The sequence below is a fragment of the Pseudomonas sp. GW823-FHT02F05 genome, assembly GCF_058797315.1.
In genome coordinates, this window is the sequence record NZ_JBXAJM010000003.1 from 40,886 (window position 1) to 64,646 (window position 23,761).

At 61.2% G+C, this 23,761-nt stretch carries 20 protein-coding genes; 8 read left to right on the plus strand and 12 right to left on the minus strand.

Annotated features, from left to right (window positions below):
* Positions 1 to 3 precede the first annotated feature (3 nt).
* From pheA to mtnA, 4 genes are all read right to left on the minus strand, one after another.
* Positions 4 to 1,098, minus strand: a complete 1,095-nt coding sequence (gene pheA / locus AC1RAC_RS05215) for a prephenate dehydratase (protein ID WP_032902668.1) — start codon at positions 1,096 to 1,098, stop codon at positions 4 to 6.
* Entirely contained in the window at positions 1,098 to 2,183 is a 1,086-nt protein-coding gene (serC, locus tag AC1RAC_RS05220; RefSeq protein WP_105226206.1) for a 3-phosphoserine/phosphohydroxythreonine transaminase, read from the minus strand. The genes pheA and serC overlap by 1 nt, the downstream gene beginning before the upstream one ends.
* Before the next feature lie 242 nt (positions 2,184 to 2,425).
* The gene (gene gyrA, locus AC1RAC_RS05225; protein ID WP_032892792.1) at positions 2,426 to 5,080 is read right to left on the minus strand and encodes a DNA gyrase subunit A; all 2,655 of its coding nucleotides are present in this window, start codon (positions 5,078 to 5,080) and stop codon (positions 2,426 to 2,428) included.
* A 346-nt stretch (positions 5,081 to 5,426) separates the two neighbouring features.
* Positions 5,427 to 6,497: an S-methyl-5-thioribose-1-phosphate isomerase gene (gene mtnA, locus AC1RAC_RS05230; RefSeq protein WP_034126685.1), complete on the minus strand. Its 1,071-nt coding sequence runs from the start codon at positions 6,495 to 6,497 to the stop codon at positions 5,427 to 5,429.
* 109 nt (positions 6,498 to 6,606) lie between these two features.
* Between mtnA and AC1RAC_RS05235 the strand changes: the two genes are divergently transcribed.
* The 4 genes from AC1RAC_RS05235 (at position 6,607) to AC1RAC_RS05250 (ending at position 10,295) form a co-directional block, all read left to right on the plus strand.
* Positions 6,607 to 7,938 (plus strand): TRZ/ATZ family hydrolase, encoded by a 1,332-nt coding sequence (locus AC1RAC_RS05235; RefSeq protein ID WP_034126684.1) that lies wholly within the window; start codon positions 6,607 to 6,609, stop codon positions 7,936 to 7,938.
* 64 nt (positions 7,939 to 8,002) lie between these two features.
* Complete coding sequence (ubiG, locus tag AC1RAC_RS05240) at positions 8,003 to 8,701, plus strand: bifunctional 2-polyprenyl-6-hydroxyphenol methylase/3-demethylubiquinol 3-O-methyltransferase UbiG (protein WP_003189760.1); 699 nt, start codon at positions 8,003 to 8,005, stop codon at positions 8,699 to 8,701.
* Between the two features lie 4 nt (positions 8,702 to 8,705).
* Positions 8,706 to 9,377, plus strand: coding sequence for an N-acetylmuramic acid 6-phosphate phosphatase MupP (gene mupP, locus AC1RAC_RS05245; protein WP_003189759.1), 672 nt, complete (start codon positions 8,706 to 8,708; stop codon positions 9,375 to 9,377).
* A gap of 177 nt (positions 9,378 to 9,554) precedes the next feature.
* Positions 9,555 to 10,295: a YciK family oxidoreductase gene (locus tag AC1RAC_RS05250; protein WP_014717613.1), complete on the plus strand. Its 741-nt coding sequence runs from the start codon at positions 9,555 to 9,557 to the stop codon at positions 10,293 to 10,295.
* A 134-nt stretch (positions 10,296 to 10,429) separates the two neighbouring features.
* Here AC1RAC_RS05250 and AC1RAC_RS05255 read toward each other — a convergent pair whose 3' ends face one another.
* The 6 genes from AC1RAC_RS05255 to AC1RAC_RS05280 are packed head-to-tail and all read right to left on the minus strand — an operon-like array spanning position 10,430 to position 16,590.
* Positions 10,430 to 11,944 (minus strand): ABC transporter substrate-binding protein, encoded by a 1,515-nt coding sequence (locus tag AC1RAC_RS05255; protein ID WP_054898619.1) that lies wholly within the window; start codon positions 11,942 to 11,944, stop codon positions 10,430 to 10,432.
* Between the two features lie 32 nt (positions 11,945 to 11,976).
* A complete protein-coding gene (locus AC1RAC_RS05260) occupies positions 11,977 to 12,948 on the minus strand; it encodes an ABC transporter ATP-binding protein (RefSeq protein ID WP_492616329.1) in 972 nt (323 codons plus the stop codon).
* A complete protein-coding gene (locus tag AC1RAC_RS05265; RefSeq protein ID WP_492616330.1) occupies positions 12,945 to 13,901 on the minus strand; it encodes an ABC transporter ATP-binding protein in 957 nt (318 codons plus the stop codon). Before AC1RAC_RS05265 ends, AC1RAC_RS05260 begins: the two co-directional genes overlap by 4 nt.
* A complete protein-coding gene (locus AC1RAC_RS05270) occupies positions 13,898 to 14,755 on the minus strand; it encodes an ABC transporter permease (RefSeq protein ID WP_054898622.1) in 858 nt (285 codons plus the stop codon). The genes AC1RAC_RS05265 and AC1RAC_RS05270 overlap by 4 nt, the downstream gene beginning before the upstream one ends.
* Positions 14,752 to 15,699, minus strand: coding sequence for an ABC transporter permease (locus AC1RAC_RS05275; RefSeq protein ID WP_072446751.1), 948 nt, complete (start codon positions 15,697 to 15,699; stop codon positions 14,752 to 14,754). The genes AC1RAC_RS05270 and AC1RAC_RS05275 overlap by 4 nt, the downstream gene beginning before the upstream one ends.
* Positions 15,700 to 15,702: 3 nt before the next feature.
* Positions 15,703 to 16,590: a proline iminopeptidase-family hydrolase gene (locus tag AC1RAC_RS05280; RefSeq protein ID WP_034126678.1), complete on the minus strand. Its 888-nt coding sequence runs from the start codon at positions 16,588 to 16,590 to the stop codon at positions 15,703 to 15,705.
* 183 nt (positions 16,591 to 16,773) lie between these two features.
* Here AC1RAC_RS05280 and AC1RAC_RS05285 point away from each other — a divergent pair, with 183 nt between their 5' ends.
* A complete protein-coding gene (locus AC1RAC_RS05285) occupies positions 16,774 to 17,538 on the plus strand; it encodes a LuxR family transcriptional regulator (RefSeq protein WP_034126677.1) in 765 nt (254 codons plus the stop codon).
* A gap of 94 nt (positions 17,539 to 17,632) precedes the next feature.
* Entirely contained in the window at positions 17,633 to 18,565 is a 933-nt protein-coding gene (locus AC1RAC_RS05290; protein WP_057975713.1) for a proline iminopeptidase-family hydrolase, read from the plus strand.
* Positions 18,566 to 18,679: 114 nt separating this feature from the next.
* On the opposite strand, the gene AC1RAC_RS05295 is transcribed toward AC1RAC_RS05290, so the two are convergent.
* Positions 18,680 to 20,182, minus strand: a complete 1,503-nt coding sequence (locus AC1RAC_RS05295) for a nucleobase:cation symporter-2 family protein (protein ID WP_492616331.1) — start codon at positions 20,180 to 20,182, stop codon at positions 18,680 to 18,682.
* Positions 20,183 to 20,339: 157 nt separating this feature from the next.
* Between AC1RAC_RS05295 and AC1RAC_RS05300 the strand changes: the two genes are divergently transcribed.
* The gene (locus tag AC1RAC_RS05300) at positions 20,340 to 21,173 is read left to right on the plus strand and encodes a hypothetical protein (RefSeq protein WP_034126675.1); all 834 of its coding nucleotides are present in this window, start codon (positions 20,340 to 20,342) and stop codon (positions 21,171 to 21,173) included.
* Positions 21,174 to 21,311: 138 nt separating this feature from the next.
* On the opposite strand, the gene punC is transcribed toward AC1RAC_RS05300, so the two are convergent.
* Complete coding sequence (gene punC, locus AC1RAC_RS05305; RefSeq protein ID WP_492616332.1) at positions 21,312 to 22,496, minus strand: purine nucleoside transporter PunC; 1,185 nt, start codon at positions 22,494 to 22,496, stop codon at positions 21,312 to 21,314.
* Positions 22,497 to 22,618: 122 nt separating this feature from the next.
* Here punC and punR point away from each other — a divergent pair, with 122 nt between their 5' ends.
* On the plus strand, positions 22,619 to 23,533 hold the full coding sequence (punR, locus tag AC1RAC_RS05310; RefSeq protein ID WP_034126673.1) for a DNA-binding transcriptional activator PunR: 915 nt from the start codon (positions 22,619 to 22,621) through the stop codon (positions 23,531 to 23,533).
* The last annotated feature ends 228 nt before the right edge of the window (positions 23,534 to 23,761 follow it).

The following is a 23,761-nucleotide window of genomic DNA, read 5'->3' on the forward strand; positions in this document are numbered from 1 at the left end:
GCCTCACAAAACCGCTTTCGGGTAAGAGCCCAGCACCTTGAGTGCCACAGCTTCCTGACTGATTTTCTCCAGCACGCCCTTGACCAGAGGGTCGCGGTGATGGCCCATGAAGTCGATAAAGAATACGTAGGTCCACTTACCGCTGCGCGAAGGACGAGTCTCGATGCGCGTCAGGTCAATCCCGTTGTCGTGGAACGGCACCAGCAGCTCATGCAGCGCGCCGGGCTTGTTGCTCATGGAGACGATGATCGAGGTCTTGTCGTCGCCGGTGGGCGGCACTTCCTGGCTGCCGATCATCAAAAAGCGCGTGGAGTTATCCGGGCGATCTTCGATCTTCTCGGCCAGGCGCGTCAGGCCGTACAGGCCCGCAGCCATATCGCCGGCAATCGCCGCAGAGTTCCACTCACCCTTGACCCGCTTGGCCGCCTCGGCGTTGCTGGATACCGCCACGCGCTCGACATTCGGGTAATGGGCGTCCAGCCACTTGCGGCACTGCGCCAGGGACTGGGCATGGGAATAGATGCGGCTGATGCTGTCGGTCTTGGTGTTTTCACCCACCAGCAGGTGGTGGTGGATACGCAGCTCCACCTCACCACAGATCACCATGTCGTGTTCGAGGAAGCTGTCCAGCGTGTGGTTGACCGCGCCCTCAGTGGAGTTTTCCACCGGCACCACGCCAAAATTCACCGCACCGGCCGCGACTTCACGGAAGACTTCGTCGATGGCCGCCATCGGCTTGCTGATCACCGCATGGCCGAAGTGCTTCATGGCCGCTGCCTGGGTGAAGGTGCCTTCAGGGCCGAGGTAAGCCACTTTCAGCGGCTGCTCCAGCGCCAGGCACGAGGACATGATTTCACGGAACAACCGCGCCATCTCTTCGTTGCCCAACGGGCCCTTGTTGCGTTCCATCACACGCTTGAGCACCTGGGCTTCACGCTCGGGCCGGTAGAACACCGGCACTTCGCCTTCCGCCAGGGACGCCATTTTCACCCGGGCCACTTCCTGGGCGCAGCGCGCGCGCTCACTGATCAGTTCCAGGACCTTCTCGTCCAGGCTGTCAATGCGTACGCGCAGGGCCTTGAGTTCTTGCTCAGACATTAGCCGTGTTCCTTCTCGAACTCTGCCATATAGGCAACCAGCGCATTGATGGCGTGGATGTCGACGGCGTTATAAATGGAGGCGCGCATGCCACCCACCGAGCGGTGGCCCTTGAGGTTCAGCAGGCCGCGCGCGTCGGCGCCGGCCAGGAACGGCTTGTCCAGACGATCATCAGCCAGGCGGAACGGCACGTTCATCCACGAGCGGTCGCTGAGGTTGATCGGGTTGCTGTACAGGCCGCTGGCGTCGATAAAGTCGTACAGGACGCGCTTCTTCTCTTCGTTGAGCTTGCCCATGGCCGCCACGCCGCCCTGCTCCTTGAGCCATTCGAACACCAGGCCCGACAGGTACCAGGCAAACGCCGGCGGTGTGTTGTACATCGAGCCGTTATCGGCCGCTACCTTGTAGTTGAGCATGGTCGGGCACAGCGAGCGAGCGCGACCCAGCAGGTCTTCGCGGATGATATTGACCAGGATGCCGCTCGGGCCGATGTTCTTCTGCGCGCCGGCGTAGATCATGCCGTATCTGGACACGTCGATCGGGCGCGAGAGGATGTCCGAGGACATGTCGCACACCAGCGGCACGTCACCTACTTGCGGCACCCAATCAAACTCCAGGCCACCGATGGTTTCGTTCGCGACGTAGTGAACGTAGGCCGCGTCCTTGGTCAGCTTCCACTCGTTCTGACCGGGAATGGCGAAGTAGTCGTAGGGCTTGGCGGTGCCTGCCACGTTGACATGGCCGTAGCGCGAGGCCTCTTCAATGGCCTTCTGCCCCCAGATACCGGTGTCGATATAGTCGGCAGTGCCGCCTTCGGGCAGCAGGTTCAGCGGTAACTGGGCGAACTGCTGGCTCGCACCACCCTGCAGGAACAGCACTTTGTAATTGGATGGGATGTCCAGCAAGTCGCGCAGGTCCTGCTCGGCCTTGTTGGCGATAGACACGAACTCATCGCTGCGATGGCTCATTTCCATCACGGAGAGGCCTTTTCCATGCCAGTCGAGGAGTTCACCCTGCGCACGCTGCAGGACTGCTTCAGGAAGCGCCGCGGGACCGGCACAGAAGTTATAGGCTCTCTTGCTCACATCCAATCTCACTCTGATCTGGTGGGGCTGCAATCATGTCAGCAACGCCCTCGTTCTGGAGCGGACATCTGTGGGAGCTGGCTTGCCTGCGATAGCAGCGCCGCGGTATCACTGAATGACCGAGGCGCCTGTACCGCAGGCAAGCCAGCTCCCACATGGACCGCGTCCAGGCAAAGGGCGCTGTATTTCATACGGGACAAACAACAAGGGGGCGAATCTTCATCCGCCCCCTGTGTGTCCGCTTATTCCTGCGGTTCTTCTTCGTCTGCGGCAGCGTCGAGGGTTGGCTCGTCAACGTTGTCATCGCCAGCTGCGATCACCTCGCCTTCAAATTCCTCACCTTCGAGCTCTTCACCTTCGACTTCCGAAGGCTCCTGCACACGCTCCAGGCCGACCAGTTTTTCGTCCTTGGCCAGCTTGATCAGGGTCACGCCCTGGGTGTTACGGCCCAGGCTCGACACTTCCGCCACACGGGTACGCACCAGGGTGCCCTGGTCGGAAATCAGCATGATCTCCTCGCCATCGAGCACCTGCACCGCGCCGACCAGACGGCCGTTGCGGTCGTTGCTGACCATGGCGATCACGCCCTGGCCGCCACGCTTGTACTCCGGGAACTCACTGATGGCGGTACGCTTGCCATAACCACGCTCGGAAGCGGTGAGGATCTGGCTGCCTTCTTCCGGGATCAGCATGGAAATCAGCTTCTGCCCTTCCGGCAGGCGCATGCCGCGCACACCGCGGGCGGTACGGCCCATGGCACGTACGTCGGATTCCTTGAAGCGTGTGACCTTGCCGCCATCGGAGAACAGCATGACTTCGCGCTCGCCATCAGTGATGGCTGCGGAAATCAGCACGTCGCCTTCATCCAGCTCCAGGGCGATCAGGCCCACGCTGCGTTGACGGCTGAAGGATTCCAGCGGGGTCTTCTTCACGGTGCCTTTGGCGGTGGCCATGAAGATGAAGTGGCCTTCGGTGTATTCCTCGACCGGCAGCATGGTGGTGATGTATTCATCACTGTCCAAGGGCAGCAGGTTGACCAACGGACGACCACGGGCAGCGCGGGAGGCCTCCGGGATTTCGTAGGTCTTGAGCCAGTACACCTTGCCTTTGCTGGAGAACAGCAGCAGCGTGGTGTGGCTGTTGGCGACCAGCAGGTGAGCGATGTAGTCCTCATCCTTCACGCCGGTAGCCGATTTACCTTTACCGCCACGACGCTGGGCCTGGTAGGCCGCCAGCGGCTGGGTCTTGGCATAGCCGCCGTGGGAGATGGTCACCACGCGCTCTTCTTCCGGGATCATGTCACCCAGGGTCAGGTCCAAGCGCGCATCGAGGATTTCGGTGCGGCGCACGTCGCCGTATTCGGCGCGGATCACTTCCAGTTCTTCGCGGATCACTTCCATCAGGCGCACGGCGCTGCTGAGGATGCGGATCAACTCGCCGATCTGGTTGAGGATCTCCTGATACTCGGCCAGCAGCTTCTCGTGCTCCAGGCCAGTCAGGCGGTGCAGGCGCAGTTCCAGGATGGCCTGGGCCTGTTCTGGCGACAGGAAGTACTTGCCTTCACGCAGACCGTATTGCGGGTCCAGGGTCTCCGGGCGGCACGAGTCGGCGCCAGCGCGCTCAACCATCGCGACCACGGCGCTGGATTCCCAAGGCGTGCTGATCAGCGCTTCCTTGGCTTCCGACGGGGTTGGCGAGGCCTTGATCAGGGCGATCACCGGGTCGATGTTCGACAACGCAACCGCCTGGCCTTCCAGGATATGGCCGCGCTCGCGGGCCTTGCGCAGTTCGAACACGGTACGGCGGGTCACTACTTCGCGACGGTGACGCACGAAGGCTTCCAGCAGGTCCTTGAGGTTCAGGATGCGCGGGCGGCCGTCGATCAGGGCAACCACGTTGATACCAAACACGCTTTGCAGCTGGGTCTGAGCGTAGAGGTTGTTGAGGATCACCTCAGGCACTTCGCCGCGGCGCAGCTCGATGACCACGCGCATACCGTCCTTGTCGGACTCGTCGCGCAGCTCGGTGATGCCTTCCAGCTTCTTCTCTTTAACCAGCTCGGCGATCTTCTCGATCAGGCGTGCCTTGTTCAGTTGGTAAGGGAGCTCGGTGATGACGATCTGCTGGCGGCCACCGACCTTGTCGATATCTTCGATCATCGAGCGGGCACGCATGTAAATGCGCCCGCGGCCAGTGCGGTAGGCTTCGATGATGCCGGCGCGACCGTTGATGATCGCGGCGGTCGGGAAGTCCGGGCCGGGGATGTATTGCATCAGCTCATCGACGGTCAGCTCAGGGTTGTCGATAAGGGCCAGGCAACCGTCGATGACTTCACCGAGGTTGTGCGGCGGGATGTTGGTGGCCATGCCCACGGCGATACCGCTGGAACCGTTGACCAGCAGGTTGGGAATCTTGGTGGGCATGACAGCCGGGATCATTTCGGTGCCGTCGTAGTTCGGCACCCAGTCCACGGTTTCTTTATGCAGGTCGGCCAGCAGCTCGTGCGCCAGCTTGGTCATGCGCACTTCGGTGTATCGCATGGCTGCGGCGTTGTCGCCGTCCACCGAACCGAAGTTGCCCTGGCCGTCTACCAGCAGGTAGCGCAAGGAAAACGGCTGCGCCATCCGAACGATGGTGTCGTACACCGCAGTGTCGCCGTGAGGGTGATACTTACCGATCACGTCACCGACAACACGGGCAGATTTCTTGTACGGCTTGTTCCAGTCGTTACCCAGCTCGCTCATCGCGAACAGCACACGCCGGTGCACGGGCTTCAAGCCATCGCGCGCATCAGGCAGTGCCCGACCGACAATTACGCTCATCGCGTAGTCGAGGTAGGACTGTTTCAGCTCGTCTTCGATATTGACCGGGAGGATTTCTTTGGCCAGTTCGCCCATGAGAAGCCTGATTCCTTTTTCGGGTGAAACCTCGTCACATCCATTCGGGACGAACGAAGCTCGCCGCTGCCGGCACGGTGCCTGACAACGACTTACGACAAATCAACGAGTTATGACACGGATCTGCACGTTATAGGCAACCCCTCGGGGCAGCCCTGGAAACCGCCGGATGTTATCACAATCGCCGCCACGCACCTATCCCCCTGATGCGCATGGAGGCTAGTAATTTGACGGATGACAGGCTTGAAGGGGACGAGAGGGGCTCAGAGGCGCGGTGGTGGTATTTTTTGAGGATGGATCCAGCAGTTTTATTGACCTTAACGGCCAATCGCAGGCACCCACACACTCAATGCAGCCGCTTACGGCACATCAACTTGGCCAGTTTGGCAGTGTCTGGCCGCTCGACAATGCCTTTTTCGGTGACGATCACGTCAATCAGGTCCGCAGGCGTCACATCAAATACAGGGTTAAGCGCCGCGATATCCAACCGCTGCCCATCAACCTCAAGCAACTCACCCATATCGCGCTGCTCCAGCGCAACATCCTCCCCCGTAGCCATCATCAAATCGAGGGTCGAACTTGACGCCACCACCATAAAGCGCACGCCATGGTGCATGGCACAGACGGCCAGTTGATAAGTGCCGATCTTGCTGACCACATCGCCATTGGCCGCAACACAGTCAGCACCCACCACCACCCAGGTCACGCCTTTGGTCTTGAGGATATGCGCCCCCGCGGAGTCGGCATTCACCGCCACCGGGATGCCCTGGCTCGCCAACTCCCACGCCGTCAGACGCGAGCCTTGCAGCCATGGACGGGTTTCATTGACATAGACCTGCTCGACCAACCCCTCCAGATACGCCGCGTGAATCACCCCGAGGGCTGTGCCAACGCCGCCGGAAGCCAACGCGCCGGCATTGCCATGGGTAAGGATCGCCTGGGCATTGCCCTGATGCTTGCGAATCCGCTCCATACCCAACTGGGCCATGACCACATTGGCTTCCCGATCACTCTCATGGATCGCGACGGCTTCGGCCTCCAGCACCACCAGCGGGTCGGCGTCCTGCTTGAGGCGATCCAGGCGGTCGCGCATGCGCTGCAAGGCCCAGAACAAATTCGATGCGGTCGGCCGGGTGTGGGCCAGCAAGGCGTAGTCTTCTTCCCACGCGGCCTGCCAGTCACCGCCCTCGGCGATGCGCTCGCGGGCGGCGAGCACCAAGCCATAGGCGGCGCAGATGCCGATGGCCGGTGCGCCCCGCACCACCATGGTGCGAATGGCGTCAGCCACCGCTTCAACGGTACCGCAGGCCACCCAGTGCTCCCGGGACGGCAAAACACGCTGGTCGAGCAGGTGCAGCGCGCCATCACGCCATTCGATGGCCTTCACGTTCTCTGCAGCCAACAGTCGGTCGCGCATCCCTTACCCCGCACTCATGAACAAAAGCCGCCGATTATAGCGATCCGCCAGCCGGGACGCTCGGGTATACTTCGCCCTTCTTTTATAGCTGCCTGGGAAGAAGCCTGCGATGACCTCCACTGCCGCCCCGCTCGACTTGTTGCTGCTGCCGACCTGGCTGGTACCCGTCGAGCCCGCTGGGGTGGTGCTCAAGGAGCACGGCCTGGGTATCCGCGATGGCTGCATTGCCTTTATCGGGCCACGGGACGCGGCGTTGAAGCTGGCGGCACAAGAGGTGCGTGAACTGCCCGGCATGCTGCTCAGCCCCGGCTTGGTCAATGCACACGGCCATGCAGCCATGACCCTGTTCCGCGGCCTGGCCGACGATTTGCCACTGATGACTTGGCTGGAAAAGCACATCTGGCCAGCCGAAGCCAAGTGGGTCGATGAAGCGTTCGTGCGCGACGGTACCAACCTGGCCATTGCCGAGCAGATCAAGGGCGGCATCACCTGCTTCTCGGACATGTATTTCTACCCCAAGGTCGCCAGTGACTGCGTGCACAACAGCGGTATGCGTGCGCAGATCGCACTGCCGATCCTCGACTTCCCGATCCCCGGCGCCAGCAGTGCCGACGAGGCGATTCGCCAGGGTATCGAGCTGTTCGGCGACCTCAAGCACCACCCGCGCATCAAAATCACCTTCGGCCCCCACGCGCCCTACACCGTGTGCGATGCCAACCTGGAAAAGATCCGGGTGATCGCCGAAGAGCTGGACGCCGTGATCCATATGCACGTTCACGAAACTGCCTTTGAAGTGCAGCAAGCCGTCGAGCAGACCGGCGAGCGGCCATTGGCGCGCCTGGCTCGACTTGGCCTGCTGGGCCCGCGCTTTCAGGCCGTGCACATGACCCAAATCAGCGAAGACGACCTGGCTTTACTGGTAGAAAGCAACACCAGCGTCATTCACTGCCCGGAATCGAACCTGAAACTGGCCAGCGGCTTTTGCCCGGTGGAGCGCTTGTGGCAGGCTGGCGTCAACGTGGCCATCGGCACCGACGGCGCTGCCAGCAACAATGACTTGGATTTGCTCGGCGAAACCCGTACGGCGGCGATGCTGGCCAAGGCCGTGGCCGGCTCGGCCACTGCGCTGGATGCCCACCGCGCCCTGCGCATGGCCACACTCAACGGCGCCAGGGCGATGGGCCTGGACAGCCAGATTGGCTCCCTGGAAGTGGGCAAGGCGGCAGACATCGTCGCTTTTGATCTTTCCGGGCTGGCGCAACAACCGATCTACGATCCGGTCTCACAGCTTATATATGCCACCGGGCGCGATTGCGTGAAACACCTTTGGGTTGCCGGCAAGCCATTGCTCGACGACCGGCAATTGACCCGCATGGATGAACAACAGTTGACCGCCACGGCCATTGCCTGGGGCCAACGCATCAGCGGGCACAGCGAATAACGACGCGGCTGAAGCCTTGGGTTCAGCCGCGACACACCGACTTATCAGATTCAGAGGATTCACCATGAGCAACGTCGATCACGCCGAAATCGCCAAGTTTGAAGCCCTGGCTCACCGCTGGTGGGACCGCGAGAGCGAATTCAAACCCCTGCACGATATCAACCCACTGCGGGTCAACTGGATTGACGAGCGCGTCAACCTGGCCGGCAAGAAGGTGCTGGACGTCGGTTGCGGCGGCGGCATCCTCAGCGAAGCCATGGCCCAGCGCGGCGCCACCGTCATGGGCATCGACATGGGTGAAGCGCCGCTGGCCGTGGCCCAGTTGCACCAGCTCGAATCCGGCGTGAGCGTGGAGTACCGCCAGATCACCGCCGAAGCCCTGGCCGAAGAAATGCCCGAGCAGTTCGACGTGGTCACCTGCCTGGAAATGCTCGAACACGTGCCAGACCCGTCCTCGGTGATCCGTGCGTGCTTCCGTATGGTCAAGCCCGGCGGCCAGGTGTTCTTCTCCACCATCAACCGCAACCCCAAGGCTTACCTGTTCGCGATCATCGGCGCCGAATACATCATGAAGCTGCTGCCGCGTGGCACCCATGATTTCAAGAAATTCATCCGCCCTTCCGAGCTGGGTGCGTGGAGCCGCCAGGCCGGGCTGACCGTCAAGGACATCATCGGCCTGACCTACAACCCGCTGACCAAGCACTACAAGCTGGCCAACGACGTTGACGTCAACTACATGATCCAGACCCTGCGCGAGGAGTAAGCCTGTGAAGTTGCGAGCGGTTCTCTTCGACATGGACGGTACCCTGCTGGACACCGCGCCGGACTTTATCGCCATCTGCCAGGCCATGCGCGCCGACCGCGGCCTGGCGCCGATCAACCCGCAGCACATCCGCGATGAAATCTCCGGCGGTGCCCGGGCGATGGTTGCCGTGACCTTCTCGATGGATCCTGAATCCCCAGGCTTTGAAGAGCTGCGCCAGGAATTCCTGGAGCGCTACCTCAAGGACTGCGCGGTGCACAGCAAACTGTTCGACGGCATGGCCGAACTGCTGGAAGACATCGAGAAAGCCAAGCTGATCTGGGGCGTGGTCACCAACAAGCCGGTGCGCTTTGCCGAACCGATCATGCAGCGCCTGGGCCTGGCCGAACGCTCGGCCGTGCTGATCTGCCCGGACCATGTGAAAAACAGCAAGCCGGACCCGGAGCCGATGATCCTGGCGTGCAAAATGCTCGACCTGGACCCGGCCAGCGTGCTGTTCGTGGGCGATGACCTGCGCGACATCGAATCCGGCCGCGACGCCGGTACGCGCACGGCGGCGGTCACCTACGGCTATATCCACCCGGATGACAACCCACGCCACTGGGGCGCGGATGTGGTGGTGGATCACCCGCTGGAATTGCGCAAGGTGCTGGATAACGCGCTGTGCAGTTGCTGATTGTTCGAAGATCTCAACAACGCTGAGATCAATGTGGGAGCTGGCTTGCCTGCGATAGCGGCCTGCCAGCCAGCACATCTGGCGGCAGTTAGTCCGCCATCGCAGGCAAGCCAGCTCCCACAGGAAATGGATTCCACTTCAAGTGGTGTATCACCTTGAATTTTGTCGAGGCTATTTATGTTTGATTACTCTGCACCGCCAGAACTGCTCAAAGGCCGGATCATCCTGGTAACCGGCGCCGGGCGCGGGATTGGTGCGGCAGCGGCAAAAACCTATGCCGCCCATGGCGCCACCGTGCTGTTGCTGGGCAAGACCGAAGCCAACCTGGCCCAGGTGTATGACGAGATCGAAGCCGCGGGCCACCCACAGCCGGTGGTAATCCCGTTCAACCTGGAGACCGCCCTGCCCCATCAATACGATGAGCTGGCAGCGATGATCGAAAAGGCATTCGGCCACCTCGACGGCCTGTTGCACAACGCCTCGATCATCGGCCCACGCACGCCCATCGAGCAGTTGTCCGGCGAGAATTTCATGCGGGTGATGCACGTCAACGTCAACGCGATGTTCATGCTGACCAGCACTTTGCTGCCGCTGCTCAAACTGTCCCAGGACGCGTCGGTGGTGTTCACCTCCAGCAGTGTCGGGCGCAAGGGCCGTGCTTATTGGGGTGCCTATGGCGTGTCCAAGTTCGCCACCGAGGGGCTGATGCAAACCCTGGCCGATGAGCTGGAAGATGTGGCCGCAGTGCGCGCCAACAGCATCAACCCGGGCGGCACCCGCACCAGCATGCGCGCCCAGGCGTACCCAGGGGAAAACCCGATGGAAAGGCCGGCGCCGGAAGAGATCATGCCGGTGTACCTGTACCTGATGGGGCCCGACAGTGCCGGCATCAATGGCCAGGCCTTCGATGCGCAATAAGCCCTGACACACCGCAAAACAAAGGTGGGAGCTGGCTTGCCTGCGATAGCATCACCGCGGTGCAACTGAAGCACCGAGGTGTCTGCATCGCAGGCAAGCCAGCTCCCACATTGCGTTGTGGTGTAGTTAAAAACTCAGTTTTTGACCACTTCCTCCAAGGTGAAACGTCCCAACGGGTTCTGCAGGAAGTTGCTTATGTTCTTGCGTGAGATGTTGATGTACGGGCTGTAGTACAGGTCAATCCAGTTCACATCCTGCTTGGCCAGTTTCTGCAACTCCACATACATTTGCTCACGCTTGGCCGGGTCTGCCTCGATCCGCGCGGCCGCCACCAACGCCTTGACCTGGTCGTTCTTGTAGCGGGTCATGTAGTTCTGGTTGGTGTCGTGGCCCAGTACGAAGGTGGTTTTCTGGTCAGGGTCGAGGATGTCGTTGGTCCAGTACATCACCGAAATATCGTATTCACCGTCCACCAGCATCTGCCAGCTTTGGGTGGGGTCGACTTTCTGCAGGTTGGCGGTCACGCCGACCTTGGCTAGCTGGTCCTTGATGATCACCGCGATCTGCTCGTCGGCCTCGTTGCCGGCGTTGACCACGTAGTTGAGCTTCAAGTCCTGGGCACCCGCAGCGGCCAGCAGCTTCTTGGCTTCGGCCGGGTCGTACGGGCGTTGCAGGTTGTTGGCGTAGTGGTACAGCGAGCCCTTTGGAATGTAGGAATAAGCCACGGTGCCTTGACCGTAAGTGACGGCTTTGACCAGCGATTGCTTGTCGATGGCCATGTCCAGGGCCTGGCGCACTTGCGGCTTCGCCAACAAGCCGTGCTCGTGGTTGATCAACAGGTGATCTTCACGGGTGGACGGGTCGGCGTGGATCACCACGTTCTGGTCTTTCTTCAGCTCTTCCACGCGGGAGAACGGTACAAAGATCGCCGTGTCGAGTTCGTTGTTCTGCACCATGCGCATGCGCGTGTTGTCATCGGTCACCGACACCCATTCCACGCCGTCCAGGCTCACGCTGCCGGCCTGCCAGAAATTCGGGTTTTTCTTCAGGATCACGCGGTCGCCCTTGCGCCACTCGTCCACGGTAAACGCGCCGGACGTCACCGGGTTTTCCGAGTAGGCGTCTTCGCCCATCTTGGTCATGGCTTTTTCCGACAGGATCGACACCGTTGGCGACGCCAGTTGCGAGAGGAAGGCCACAGCCGGGGTTTTCAGGGTGACCACCAGGGTCTTGGCATCGCTGGCCGTGGCGGTGTTGATCAGGCTGAACGGGTCGCTCCACAACGAGGCCTTGTTGTCGCGGATGCGCAGCAGGCTGAACGCGGCGTCGGCGGCAGTGATCGGCGAGCCGTCAGAGAACTTCGCCTCGCGCAGCTTGAAGGTGTAGGTCAGGCCATCCTTGGAAATGTCCCAGCTTTCGGCGAGGCCCGGTTCCATCTTGGTGCCCAGGTTATCCACGCGCACCAGGGTGTCGTAGACGTTGGCAAATACCCAGGTGTCGCGGTTTTGCGCGCTTTTGATCGGGTCGAAAGTGGTACTGTCTTCACGGCAGCCGATGGTGAGCACACCGGCGGCATGGGCCAGGCCGGCGGTCAGCGACCAGGCCGTGAGGGTAGCGGCGGCGAGCAATTTCAAGTGGCGCGAGTGCATATCACAACTCCTTGTTAATGAATGGCAGAGGGTCAAAGCAAAGGGTCTTCAAGCACGCAACTGTACCGATGCTCGTGCACGAAATGGGTGGGAGGCAATACCGAGGAACACATGGCTTGCGCATACCGGCAACGCGGGTGAAAGGCACAGCCTGTCGGCAGATTCAGCGGGCTCGGCGGTTCGCCGGGCAATGGCTGCGCAGGCAATGGCCGGTGCGGATCGATCTCCGGGATGGCCTGGATCAGCGCCGCCGTGTACGGGTGACGGGGCGCGGTGAACACCGCTTCCACCGGGCCTTCTTCGACGATCTTGCCCAGGTACATCACCGCCACGCGGTCGCATAGGCGCCTTACGATGGCCAGGTCATGGGCGATAAACAGGATCGCCAGGTTCATACGCTGTTGCAGTTCCAGCAGCAGGTTGATGATCTGGCCCTGGATCGACACATCCAGCGCGGCCACGCATTCATCGGCAATGATCAGGCGTGGCTCCACCGCCAGCGCCCGGGCGATACCCACGCGCTGGCACTGGCCGCCACTGAGGGAGCCGGGCTTGCGTGAAGCCAGCTCAGGACGCAAGCCGACCAGTTCGAGCAACTCATTCACACGATCAGGAATCTGCTGCGCCGCCACCTTACGCTGCACACGCAGTACCTCGGCGATGGTTTCGCCAATGCTGTGCCGTGGATTGAGCGCGGCGTAGGGGTCCTGGAAAATCATCGCGGTCTCATGCCGCAGCCGGGCGATGTCGATGGCACTGCCATGGGCCATGTCGATACCGTCGAACAACACCTGCCCGGCGCTGATCGGGTTGAGGTGCAGAATTGCCCGGCCCAGGGTGCTCTTGCCACTGCCGGACTCGCCCACCAAACCCAGGGTTTCACCGGCGGCGAGGTTCAGCGATACCCCGTTCACCGCCCTCACCCACTGGCGGTTGAGGCCAAACAGGCCGCTGCCGGACGCCGTAAAGCGCACTTCCAAATCCTTGACCTGTAACAGGCTCATGGGCGCGCTCCCAACGGGTAGTGACAGGCCACGCGTGCGCCTTGGGGCAGCAACTCGGCGCACAAGGCGCCGGCCTGTGGGCAGCGCGGGTGGAAGCGGCAGCCGTCGGGCAATGCATCGAGCAACGGCGGCTGGCCAGCAATGGTGCGCAACAACGCATGCCCGCTGCTGTGGGCTGGCTGGCAGTCGATCAGGCCTGCGGTATACGGATGTTGCGGTTGGGCCAGCAGTTCGTATTTGCTGCCGTGCTCGCACAGGCGCCCGGCATACATCACGGCGATGGCATCGCAGGTTTGCGCCACCACGCCCAGGTCATGGGTGATCATGATGATCGACAGGCCACGCTGGTCGCGCAGGTCGAGCAACAGCCGCAGGATTTGCGCCTGCACCGTCACATCCAGGGCCGTGGTCGGTTCGTCGGCGATCAACACCTTCGGGTTGCAGCCCAGGGCCACGGCGATCATGGCGCGCTGGCGCATGCCACCGGAAAACTCATGGGGGTAGTTGTCGACCCGCGCCTGGGGGTCGGGAATCCCGACCTGACGCAATACCTCGATCGCCTGCAAGCGCGCGTCTTTTTTCGACACGCCTTGGTGCAGGCGGATGCCCTCGGCGATCTGCTCACCGATGCGCATCAACGGGTCCAGGTGGCTGCTGGGATTCTGGAAGACCATGCCCAACTGCCCGCCGCGCACGGCGCGCATACCGGCATCATCCAGTGCCAACAGGTCCTGGCCGGCCAACTGCACAGCGCCGCCCTGCACGCGCAGATTGGGCGATGGCAACAGACGCATCAGGCCACGACAGGCCATGGTCTTGCCGGAACCGCTCTCACCCACCAAGCCAAGGATTTCACCTTCGGCCAGGTCGAAGGACACCCGATCCACCAAGGTAACCTCACGCCCGGCGTTGTTGGCGATCACACTGAGGTCGCGCACCTTCAGCAGGCTCATGAGCGCTCTCCCAATACCTGCGCAACACCATCGGCCAACAGGCTGAAGCCCATGGCCAAGGTCACGATGGCCAGGCCCGGAAAGGTGCAGATCCACCAGGCGGTGGTGATAAAGGCTTGCCCCTCGGCCACCATCGTCCCCCATTCGGCGGTCGGTGGTTGCACCCCCAGGCCCAGGTAACTGACGGCGGCGCCGTTGAGCAGCACCAGCACCGCGTCGGACATGGAAAACACAATGGAGCCAAACAGCGCATTAGGCAGCAAATGCCGGAACAGAATGCGCCCATGGCCAAAGCCCAGGCTCTTGGCGGCCAGGGCGAACTCGCTTTCCTTGAGCACCAGGATCTGCGAGCGAATCAGGCGCGCGTACGACACCCAGCCCACCAGCGCCATGGCGATATAAAAACTCTGCAAGCCCGGCCCGAGGATGGCCATGATCGCCAGCATCAGCACCAGGAACGGGAACGCCAGCACCACATCGATCACACGCATGCAGACACTGTCGAAACGCCCGCCGATATAACCCGAGACCGCACCGATAAAGGTGCCAATGATGAACGGGAAGATCACCCCGATAACCGCCAACTGCAGGTCGATGCGCGCACCCCAGATCACCCTCGACAGGATGTCCCTGCCGTAATTGTCCGTACCCAACGGATGGGCAAGGCTGGGGGCCAGCAAACTCATGCTGGTGTCCTGCGCGATAGGGTCATAGGGCGCGACCCACGGCGCAAACAGCGCCAGGGCCAACCACGCGAACAGGATCAACAAACCCCATGCGGCGGTCAGCCGGCCATTGCGAAAACCAAAGCGCAGGCGCAAGCGCCACGGGGCAATCAATGGGCGGCTGCTCATTGCATCTTTACCCGTGGGTCGAGGGCCACCGTCACCAGGTCGGCCAGGAAGTTGACCACCACCGTGGCACAGGCCAGCACCATCGCCACACCCTGCACCACCATGTAGTCACGGGTGAAAATGCCGCGCACCAGCAACTGGCCGATGCCTGGAATCGCGAACAGGCTTTCGATGACCACCGTGCCGCTGATCAGCCAACCGATGTTGACCGCCAGCAGGTTGACCGCCGGCACCAGAGCGTTGGGCAGTACATGCCGGCGAAACACCGCGCCTTCCGCCAGCCCGCGTGCACGTGCGGCGGTGACGTGATCCGCCTGCAACTCCATCAACATGCTCGCCCGCAGGTTGCGCACCAGCACCGCCGACAGCGCCAGGGCGATGGTCAGGCATGGCAAAAGCATGTGGTGCGCCTTATCCAGCCAAGTGCGCCCGTAACCGGACACCGGGAACAAGCCCCATTTCACGCTGAGCAGCAGGATCAGCATCAACCCCAGCCAGAACGCCGGCATGCCCAGGCCGACCGTGGTGAACACGCGGATCAGCTTGTCCGCCCAACGGCCTTGCTGGCGCGCCGCAATCGTTGCCAGTGGCACCGCTATCAACAAAGCGAGCACCACGCTGCCCAGCACCAGCACCAGCGTCGGCTCGATGCGGGTGACGATCAGTTTGAGGGCGTCGACCTTGTACAGCAGCGATTGGCCGAGGTCGCCCTTGAGCAGGTTTTTCAGGAAGTAAAAGTATTGCAGCCACAAGGGCTGGTCGAGGCCGAACTGGGCGCGGATCTTCAGCAGCGCATCCGGCGTGCTGCGCGCACCCAGCAAGGCACGCGCCGGGTCGCCAGGAATCGAGCGCACCAACACGAAGGTGATCAGGCTGATGCCCAGCAGCACCGGCAGCAATTGCAGGGGCCGGGACAACACAAAACGGTAGCGCGCCAGGTTCATGCGTCAGCCTCGGTGGCGAGCGAGAAAGTCCAGCAGCACCGGGAAGTACGCCTGTGGCTCCTCGTAAAAAGGCATATGACTGCTGTTGGGGAACACATGCAACTCGGCGTGGGGGGCTGCAAGTTTCATGCGCATCGCACAGGCGGGGGTGAGTTCATCATGCTGGCCGGTGGTGATCAGGATCGGCATCGTGAACTCGGCCATTTCCTTGAGGCGGTTCCAGTCCTTGAGGTTACCGATATAGAGGAACTCGTTGGGACCTTGCATGGTTTCGTACGGCCCCATGTTCCAGTCGCCCAGGGAGCGCTTGACCGGCTCTGGCCATTCGTCGAGCCGGCACACGTGGCGGTAGTTGAGCAAGGTGATGGCGGCCTGGTACTGCGGGTGGTCGAGGGTGCCCATGGCTTCGTGGCGTTGCATCATGGCCACGGTTTCGCTGCCCAGGGCGCCGCGCAGACGCTCCAGTTCCTGGGACAGGTGGGGAATGTCGCCGACGGTGTTTTCCAGGATCAGGCTTTTGAGCGCACCGGGATAATGCACGGCATATTCGATCCCCAGCCAACCGCCCCAGGAATGCCCGAGCAGATGCACGCGGCCCAGGCCCAGCGCCTGGCGCACGGTCTCGACTTCTTCGACATAACGGCGGATTTCCCACAGTGAGGCATCGGTCGGTCTGGCTGATGCGCCCGTGCCAAGCTGGTCGAATGCAACCACTCGCAGGTTATGTGCTTTGAGCCAGCCATGGGCGTCGCGCAGATAGTCACACGGCAGGCCCGGCCCGCCGTTGAGACACAGCAGCACCTCATCGCCTTCGCCAAAGCTGTAGACCACGAGGTTATGGCCGTCGACTTGCACGTTGTACTGCTGGTCGGGGGCAATTTCACGCCACATGCATACATTCCTTGTGTTGTATCGGCCTGGCGGGTAGCGGCCGTTTATCAGGTCAACACTACCGAGGATGCCGTGCGTCCATAACCTAGTATTTCTTATAGGTTTGGCCTGGCAGTCCTTCGCCGGGGCGTGGCATTCTACTTGCAGCAAGTCGAGATTCAAATGAATTCGGGAGCAGAACGGATGCTGGCCAAGCTGACCGCCTTCAATAATCGCCTCATACCGGGCAGGAGCCTGGATGAACAGATGGACAATACGTTTATCCTTGCCCAACAACTGGGCTTCGATGCCCTGGTGTATGACTACACCCCGGTGCCCATCGACCTCAACGGCGCACTGATCACGCCCTCGCTGTTGCAACTGCGCAACACACCGAGCGATTGGCACGCCTTATGGTGCAGCGAAGGGTTTTACCAGATCGACCCGGTGCAACACCTGGCGCTGAGCACAGTGTCGCCGTTTGTCTGGTCCTATGAGGCCAAGACTGAGACGGCCCTGCAAAAGATCATCGACCCCTGCCACGCCCCCGTTTCTTCTTATCTGCATGAGCGTCAGCTGACCTGCGGCGTCAGCGTGCCGATTCATCTGCCCCGGGGCGGCTTCGCCTCGCTGACCGGGTTGCGCACCGGCAAGGCGCGCACGGTATTGAAGGACGCCCAACATACGCTGGCCGATTTCAGCCTGATTACCCATGCCCTCCAGGAAGCGGCGTACCCGCTGTTCAGCAAGGAGGTGCGGGCTTATCCGCACATACGCCTGACCAAGCGCGAGCGCGAATGCCTGAAATGGGCGGCTGAAGGCCTGACCGCCGCCGAAATCGCCTCGCAATTGAGCCGCTCCCTGGCGGTGGTCACTCTGCACCTGGCCTCGGCCATGCACAAACTGGGCGCCAAGAACCGTGTTCAGGCCGTGGTTCGCGCCACCCACTACCGCTTGCTGGAAGGTTGAGCTTTCGGCAAAAACCTATCTGTTTTGCTAGTTACCTAAACTTTTTGTTCAGACTATCGTAACCCTGATCCTTTTTTTCAGAGCAGGGTACGAAATGGAATTCATCGAAAAAGTTCGCGAAGGCTACGCGCCCTTTGGCGCCTATCAGACCTGGTATCGCGTCACCGGCGACCTGACCACAGGCCGTACGCCCTTGGTGATCATCCATGGCGGCCCGGGCTGCACCCACGATTACGTCGACGCCTTCAAGGACGTCGCCGCCAGCGGCCACGCGGTCATCCACTACGACCAGTTGGGCAACGGCCGGTCCACGCACTTGCCGGAGAAAGACCCGTCGTTCTGGACCATCGGCCTGTTCCTCGACGAGTTGAACAACCTGCTGGACCACCTGCAAATCAGTGAGAACTACGCGATCCTCGGTCAATCCTGGGGCGGCATGCTTGGCAGCGAACACGCGATCTTGCAACCCAAGGGCCTGCGCGCGTTTATCCCTGCCAACTCCCCCACCTGCATGCGCACCTGGGTCAGCGAAGCCAACCGCCTGCGCAAGCTGTTGCCTGAAGGCGTGCATGAAACCCTGCTAAAGCACGAGCAGGCCGGCACCTACCAAGACCCGCAATACCTGGCGACCTCACGGATTTTCTATGACCAGCATGTGTGCCGGGTCAACCCGTGGCCCGAAGAAGTGGCACGCACCTTCGCCCAGGTGGATGCCGACCCGACGGTGTACCACGCCATGAGCGGCCCGACCGAATTCCACGTGATTGGCAGCTTGAAGGACTGGAATGTGATCGGCCGCCTGTCAGCCATCAAGGTGCCAACCCTGGTGATTTCCGGTCGACATGACGAAGCCACACCGTTGGTGGTCAAGCCATTCCTGGATGAGATATCGGACGTGCGCTGGGCACTGTTTGAAGACTCCAGTCACATGCCCCATGTGGAAGAGCGCCAGGCGTGCATGGGGACGGTGGTGAAGTTTCTGGATGAGGCGTGTTCGTTGCCGCACAAAGCCCTCAAGGCCGGCTGAAATCCGCCCTCTGTAGGAGCGAGCTTGCTCGCGAAAAACTATCAGACGCCGTGTTTATTCAGAAAGCACGCGTCATCGTTGACGTTTTTCGCGAGCAAGCTCGCTCCTACCTGTTTAAACCTCAGTGGTTTCGGGTTTTGCGGCTTTCTTTGAGGTATCTGCTACCAGGGGAATTTCCTTGCCCTCGGCATCAAACAACTTGCCACCCCGGTAGTAATCCCCATCGCGCAACGCAGCCACGTCGCGAAAGCACAAGCTGCGCTCAGTCCCCGCCACAAACACTGACTGCTGGTCCGAGTTGCCGGCGGTGAAGTGGTTGAACGCCAGGTTCAGCAATATCGCCATGATTGCCGACGAGCTGATGCCCGAGTGGAAGATGGTCGCGAACCAGCGTGGAAACTGATCGTAGAAGCTCGGCGCGGCGATGGGGATCATGCCGAAGCCGATAGACGTGGCAACGATGATCAGGTTCATGTTGTTGCGGTAATCCACCTTGGACAGCGTGCGAATCCCACTGGCCGCCACTGTGCCGAACAACACAATCCCGGCGCCGCCCAACACGGAGGTGGGCACGGCCGCGATCACTCGCCCCATGAACGGCAACAGGCCGAGCACCACCAGGAACACTCCGCCAGTGGCCACCACAAACCGACTCTTGACCCCTGTCACCGCCACCAGGCCGACGTTCTGGGCGAATGCGCTCTGGGTAAACGAACCGAAGATCGGCGCAAACATGCTCGACAACATGTCGGCACGCAGGCCGTTGCCCAGGCGCTTGGAGTCCACCTTGGTGTCGATGATCTCACCCACCGCCAGGATGTCCGCCGACGTTTCCACCAGCGTCACCATCACCACGATGCACATGGAAATGATCGCCGCCACATGGAAGGTGGGCATGCCGAAGTGAAAGGGTGTGGGGAAACCGAACATCGGCCCCTGCATGACGCCAGAGAAGTCCGCCATGCCGAGCAGCACCGCGATCACCGTGCCGATCACCATGGCCAGCAGGATCGACAAGCGAGAGATTGTTGCGCTGCCGATCTTGCTCAGCAGCAGCACCAGCACCAGGGTCAGTGCGGCCAGGCCGATGTTGGACATGCTGCCAAAATCTGCCGCCCGGCTGTTGCCACCCATGGCCCAGCGCGCCGCTACAGGCATCAGGGTCAGGCCGATGGTGGTAATCACAATGCCCGTCACCAGCGGCGGAAAAAACTTGGTGATCCTTGAGAACACCGGGGTAATCAACAAACCGATAAAGGACGCGGCCATCACCGCCCCGAGAATCGCTGGCACACCACCGGCACCGTCGCTGCCGACAATCGCCACCATGGTCGCCACACCTGCGAACGACACGCCCTGCACCAGCGGCAACTGACAGCCGAAGAACGGCAGGCCCAGGGTTTGCAAAAGCGTGGCCAGGCCACCGGCAAACAGCGATGCAGCGATCAGCAGACCGATATCCGCCGGCGACAACCCGGCGGCCTGGCCGACGATCAACGGCACGGCGACGATGCCGCCATACATGGTGAGCACATGCTGCAGGCCGTAAGCCATGTTGGCGGCGACGCCCAGATTTTCATCTTCGGGCCGCTGCGGTGACGCCTTCGGGATAGTCATGGTGAGGGGTTCTCTGTTTTTGTTGTGCGCTCACTGTATGCAATGTTCAGACTGTATGTCCATAGAGTTGTATACAATCAATCGAACAAGATACCCTCCAACGGCGTTACAAAAACAATCCGGCCGTCACGAGCCAGAACGCCAAAGGACAAAAATAATGAAAAAGGCACTACAGGGCGCCACCGTCGCATTGACCCTTCTCGGCGGCGGGGAGGCTGTTGCGGTGGAATGGATGAACAACAGCGTCGGGTTCCGCTACGGGCAGCACTTCACCAACCCGAACAACCCCGACGACTTCAGCAAGCGCATCTACAGTTTTACCCACGCCAGCGGCTACCGTTACGGCAGCAATTTCCTCAACCTCGATGTATTCCTGTCCGACAGCAGCGACCCGCGCAAAGGCACCGACCACGGTGGCAGCGAGGTGTACGCCGTGTACCGGCATCAGCTGTATGCCTCACGCGTGTTCGACTTGCCGCCGGGCACGGGGCTGATCAAGGATTACGCGCTGACCCTGGGCTTCGACGCCAACCGCAACAACAACTTCGCTTCCGCCAAGAAGCGCGCCTTGGTGATTGGCCCTACGTTGAAGTTCAACACTGTCGGCGTGCTGGACCTGAGCCTGATGTACTACAAGGAAAAGAACCACACCGGCATTCCCGGCGCGCAAGAGTCGAACCACACCTTCGACGCTACCTACATGCTCAACCTGACCTGGATGCGACCGTTCGAGGTGGGCAACCATGCGGCGAAATTCCAGGGGTTTATCAATTACGTCGGGGAGAAAGGCGAGGACTACCATGGCCGCGATACGGCAGCGGAGGCCTTGATGCGTACAGCGCTGATGGTGGCGGTGCGACCAGGTAAAAGCGTGAAGCCGAACCTGTACCTGGGGGTGGGGTATGAGTACTGGCATAACAAGTTCGGGGTGGACGGCGGCCGTGGCAGCCGCACCTCAACACCGACGCTGAACATGGAAGTGACGTTCTGACTGAAGAAGCAGGCTTTTTGTAGGAGCGAGCTTGCTCGCGAAAAACTCACCGACGCCGCGTTCATTCAGAAAGCCCGCGTTATCGTTGACGTTTTTCGCGAGCAAGCTCGCTCCTACCAGTTTGATCGTATTGTCAGCTCAGGCGTTGGCCAGTTCGGTAGAGTTGCCCTTCGGCCGTGCCAGCCAATAGCCCAACACCGCCAGTGGCGCCGTCGCCAGCATCACAATCACCGTGATCAACAGCGGTTGCTCGATCATCGACGACACCAACAGGCTGGCCACGAAGCACAAGCCCAATTGCAGGGTATTTTGCAGGGCCGCCGCCTTGCCGGAATTTTCCGCAAAGGGCATCAGCGCATTCGCCACCACAATCGGGTAGCTGGCGCCGTTGCACAGCGCCATCAGACAGAACGGGATCAACAAGGTGGTCAGGGTCGGCACACTCAAGGTGGCCACCAGGTACAACGCCACCATGCTCAAGCAATAGGCGACCAGCAACCATGGCAGCAGGGTTTTACCCGGCAGGCGCTGCAAGGCGCTGCGGCAACTGTAGCCGCCAACGAGAAACGCCAGGGTCGGCAGCACGTAGCTGAGGCCAATGTCATTCGGGCTGTAACCCATGCCACCGAGGATGAACGGCGAGGCGGTCAGCCAAGCGAAGAAGCTGGCCGAACAGGCGGCGAAGATCATCACATTGCCGGTAAACACCCGAGAAGTGAGCAATTGCCCATACCCCAGGCGCACCGGGCTGCCCTTGTGCTCCGAACGCTTGGGCACATTGCGCAGGAACAAGGTCGGCAACAACAGCAACAACGACACCACCAGCAACACGCCGAAGATCGCCTGCCAGCCAAAGTGATTCAGCACCATGGCGCCCAACAGCGGTGCCAGGGCCGGCGATAGCGACATCAACGGCATGATGCTGGCGAAGACGCGGTGAGCCTTGTCGGCCGGGTAGCGATCAATCACCAAGGCCTGCCAACTGACGGCGGCGGCACACACGCCAATCGCCTGCATAAAGCGCAGGGCCAGCAGTTGCGGCGCGCTCTGAACCCAGAACATGCCCAGGCAACCGAGCACAAACAGGCTCAGGCCCGCGATCAGAATCGGCTTGCGCCCCAGGCGGTCCGAGAGCGGCCCCCACAGCAACTGCCCCAGCGCAAAGCCGGCAAGAAAAATGCTCAAGCTGGCGCCCACCGCGCCAGCACCAATGTTCAACTGCTCGCCCATGGCGCCAAATGCCGGCAAGTACATGTCCATGGCGAGATAACCGAGCATGCTCAGCCCCGCCAGATACCAGGTAAAACCAAAAGAATTTTTCATCGAAGCCTTGTAGATACTGCCATCAAACTATTTGCTGACTGGCGCCCATTATGAAGCTGACAATATCTGTGTGAAGCGATAATAATTGGACACTCTCATCAATAATTTTGAAGGCAGCACCTATGTGGTCGGAATATTCCCTGGATGTAGTCGACGCCGTCGCCCGTCACGGCAGCTTCAGCGCCGCCGCCCAGGAACTGCACCGCGTACCGTCGGCCATCAGCTACACCGTGCGTCAGCTCGAAGAATGGTTGGCCGTGCCGCTGTTTGTGCGCCGGCATCGCGACGTGGAACTGACCCCTGCCGGCCGCCTGTTTATCGACGAAGCCCGCGGCGTGATGAAAAAAATGCTCGGCACCCGGCGCCTTTGCCAACAGGTGGCCAATGGTTGGAGCGGCCAATTGAAGGTGGCCGTGGACTCCATCGTCAAACCCCAGCGCTGCCGGCAATTGGTGCTCGACTTCTATCGGCAGTTTCCCGAAGTGGAATTGCTGCTCGAATACGAGGTGTACAACGGCGTGTGGGATGCGTTGGCCGATGAACGCACCGACATCGTGATCGGCGCCACCAGCGCGGTGCCGGTGGCCAGCCACTTCAGCTTCCGCGACATGGGCCTGTTGAACTGGCTGTGCGTGGTCAGCGCCCGGCACCCGCTGGCTGCGGTGGAAGGTTTGCTCAGTGATGACCAACTGCGCCCCTTTGCCTCGCTGTGCATGACCGACACCTCCCGCAACCTGCCCAAGCGCGACACCTGGACCCTGGATAACCAGCGCCGCCTGGTGGTGCCCAACTGGGCGTCGGCCCTGGATTGCCTGCGCGATGGCCTGTGTGTAGGGATGGCGCCGGCCCATCAGGTGTTGCCATGGATCGAGCGCGGGGAGTTGGTGGCGCTGCAATTGAGCCGGCCATTTCCGGCCAGCCCTTCGTGTGTGGCGTGGGCGCAGAACAAACTGTCGCCGGCCATGGCGTGGTTGTTGGAGTACTTGGGGGACACCGAAACGATGAACCAGGAATGGCTGAATGGCCCCTCTTTCTGATCACTCCCACGCTGCTGATCGTTCCCACGCTTGCTGATCGTTCCCACGCTTGCTGATCGTTCCCACGCTCTGCGTGGGAATGCTGCCCTGGACGCTCCGCGTCCGCTCTTAACGCGTGACGCGGAGCGTCACAGGAGGCGTTCCCACGCATAGCGTGGGAACGAGCATCGTCTTTCAGTCCAGTAGGCGGGTGATGGCTCACACGATCATCTCCACTTCCTTGCGCTC

Excerpts from the sequence above, each read along its gene's own strand:
- pheA (WP_032902668.1), bottom strand. The coding sequence starts at position 1,098 with ATGTCTGAGCAAGAACTCAAGGCCCTGCGCGTACGCATTGACAGCCTG.
- gyrA (WP_032892792.1), bottom strand. The coding sequence starts at position 5,080 with ATGGGCGAACTGGCCAAAGAAATCCTCCCGGTCAATATCGAAGACGAG.
- mtnA (WP_034126685.1), bottom strand. The coding sequence starts at position 6,497 with ATGCGCGACCGACTGTTGGCTGCAGAGAACGTGAAGGCCATCGAATGG.
- AC1RAC_RS05235 (WP_034126684.1), top strand. The coding sequence starts at position 6,607 with ATGACCTCCACTGCCGCCCCGCTCGACTTGTTGCTGCTGCCGACCTGG.
- ubiG (WP_003189760.1), top strand. The coding sequence starts at position 8,003 with ATGAGCAACGTCGATCACGCCGAAATCGCCAAGTTTGAAGCCCTGGCT.
- AC1RAC_RS05250 (WP_014717613.1), top strand. The coding sequence starts at position 9,555 with ATGTTTGATTACTCTGCACCGCCAGAACTGCTCAAAGGCCGGATCATC.
- AC1RAC_RS05255 (WP_054898619.1), bottom strand. The coding sequence starts at position 11,944 with ATGCACTCGCGCCACTTGAAATTGCTCGCCGCCGCTACCCTCACGGCC.
- AC1RAC_RS05260 (WP_492616329.1), bottom strand. The coding sequence starts at position 12,948 with ATGAGCCTGTTACAGGTCAAGGATTTGGAAGTGCGCTTTACGGCGTCC.
- AC1RAC_RS05265 (WP_492616330.1), bottom strand. The coding sequence starts at position 13,901 with ATGAGCCTGCTGAAGGTGCGCGACCTCAGTGTGATCGCCAACAACGCC.
- AC1RAC_RS05270 (WP_054898622.1), bottom strand. The coding sequence starts at position 14,755 with ATGAGCAGCCGCCCATTGATTGCCCCGTGGCGCTTGCGCCTGCGCTTT.
- AC1RAC_RS05275 (WP_072446751.1), bottom strand. The coding sequence starts at position 15,699 with ATGAACCTGGCGCGCTACCGTTTTGTGTTGTCCCGGCCCCTGCAATTG.
- AC1RAC_RS05280 (WP_034126678.1), bottom strand. The coding sequence starts at position 16,590 with ATGTGGCGTGAAATTGCCCCCGACCAGCAGTACAACGTGCAAGTCGAC.
- AC1RAC_RS05285 (WP_034126677.1), top strand. The coding sequence starts at position 16,774 with ATGCTGGCCAAGCTGACCGCCTTCAATAATCGCCTCATACCGGGCAGG.
- AC1RAC_RS05290 (WP_057975713.1), top strand. The coding sequence starts at position 17,633 with ATGGAATTCATCGAAAAAGTTCGCGAAGGCTACGCGCCCTTTGGCGCC.
- AC1RAC_RS05295 (WP_492616331.1), bottom strand. The coding sequence starts at position 20,182 with ATGACTATCCCGAAGGCGTCACCGCAGCGGCCCGAAGATGAAAATCTG.
- AC1RAC_RS05300 (WP_034126675.1), top strand. The coding sequence starts at position 20,340 with ATGAAAAAGGCACTACAGGGCGCCACCGTCGCATTGACCCTTCTCGGC.
- punC (WP_492616332.1), bottom strand. The coding sequence starts at position 22,496 with ATGAAAAATTCTTTTGGTTTTACCTGGTATCTGGCGGGGCTGAGCATG.
- punR (WP_034126673.1), top strand. The coding sequence starts at position 22,619 with ATGTGGTCGGAATATTCCCTGGATGTAGTCGACGCCGTCGCCCGTCAC.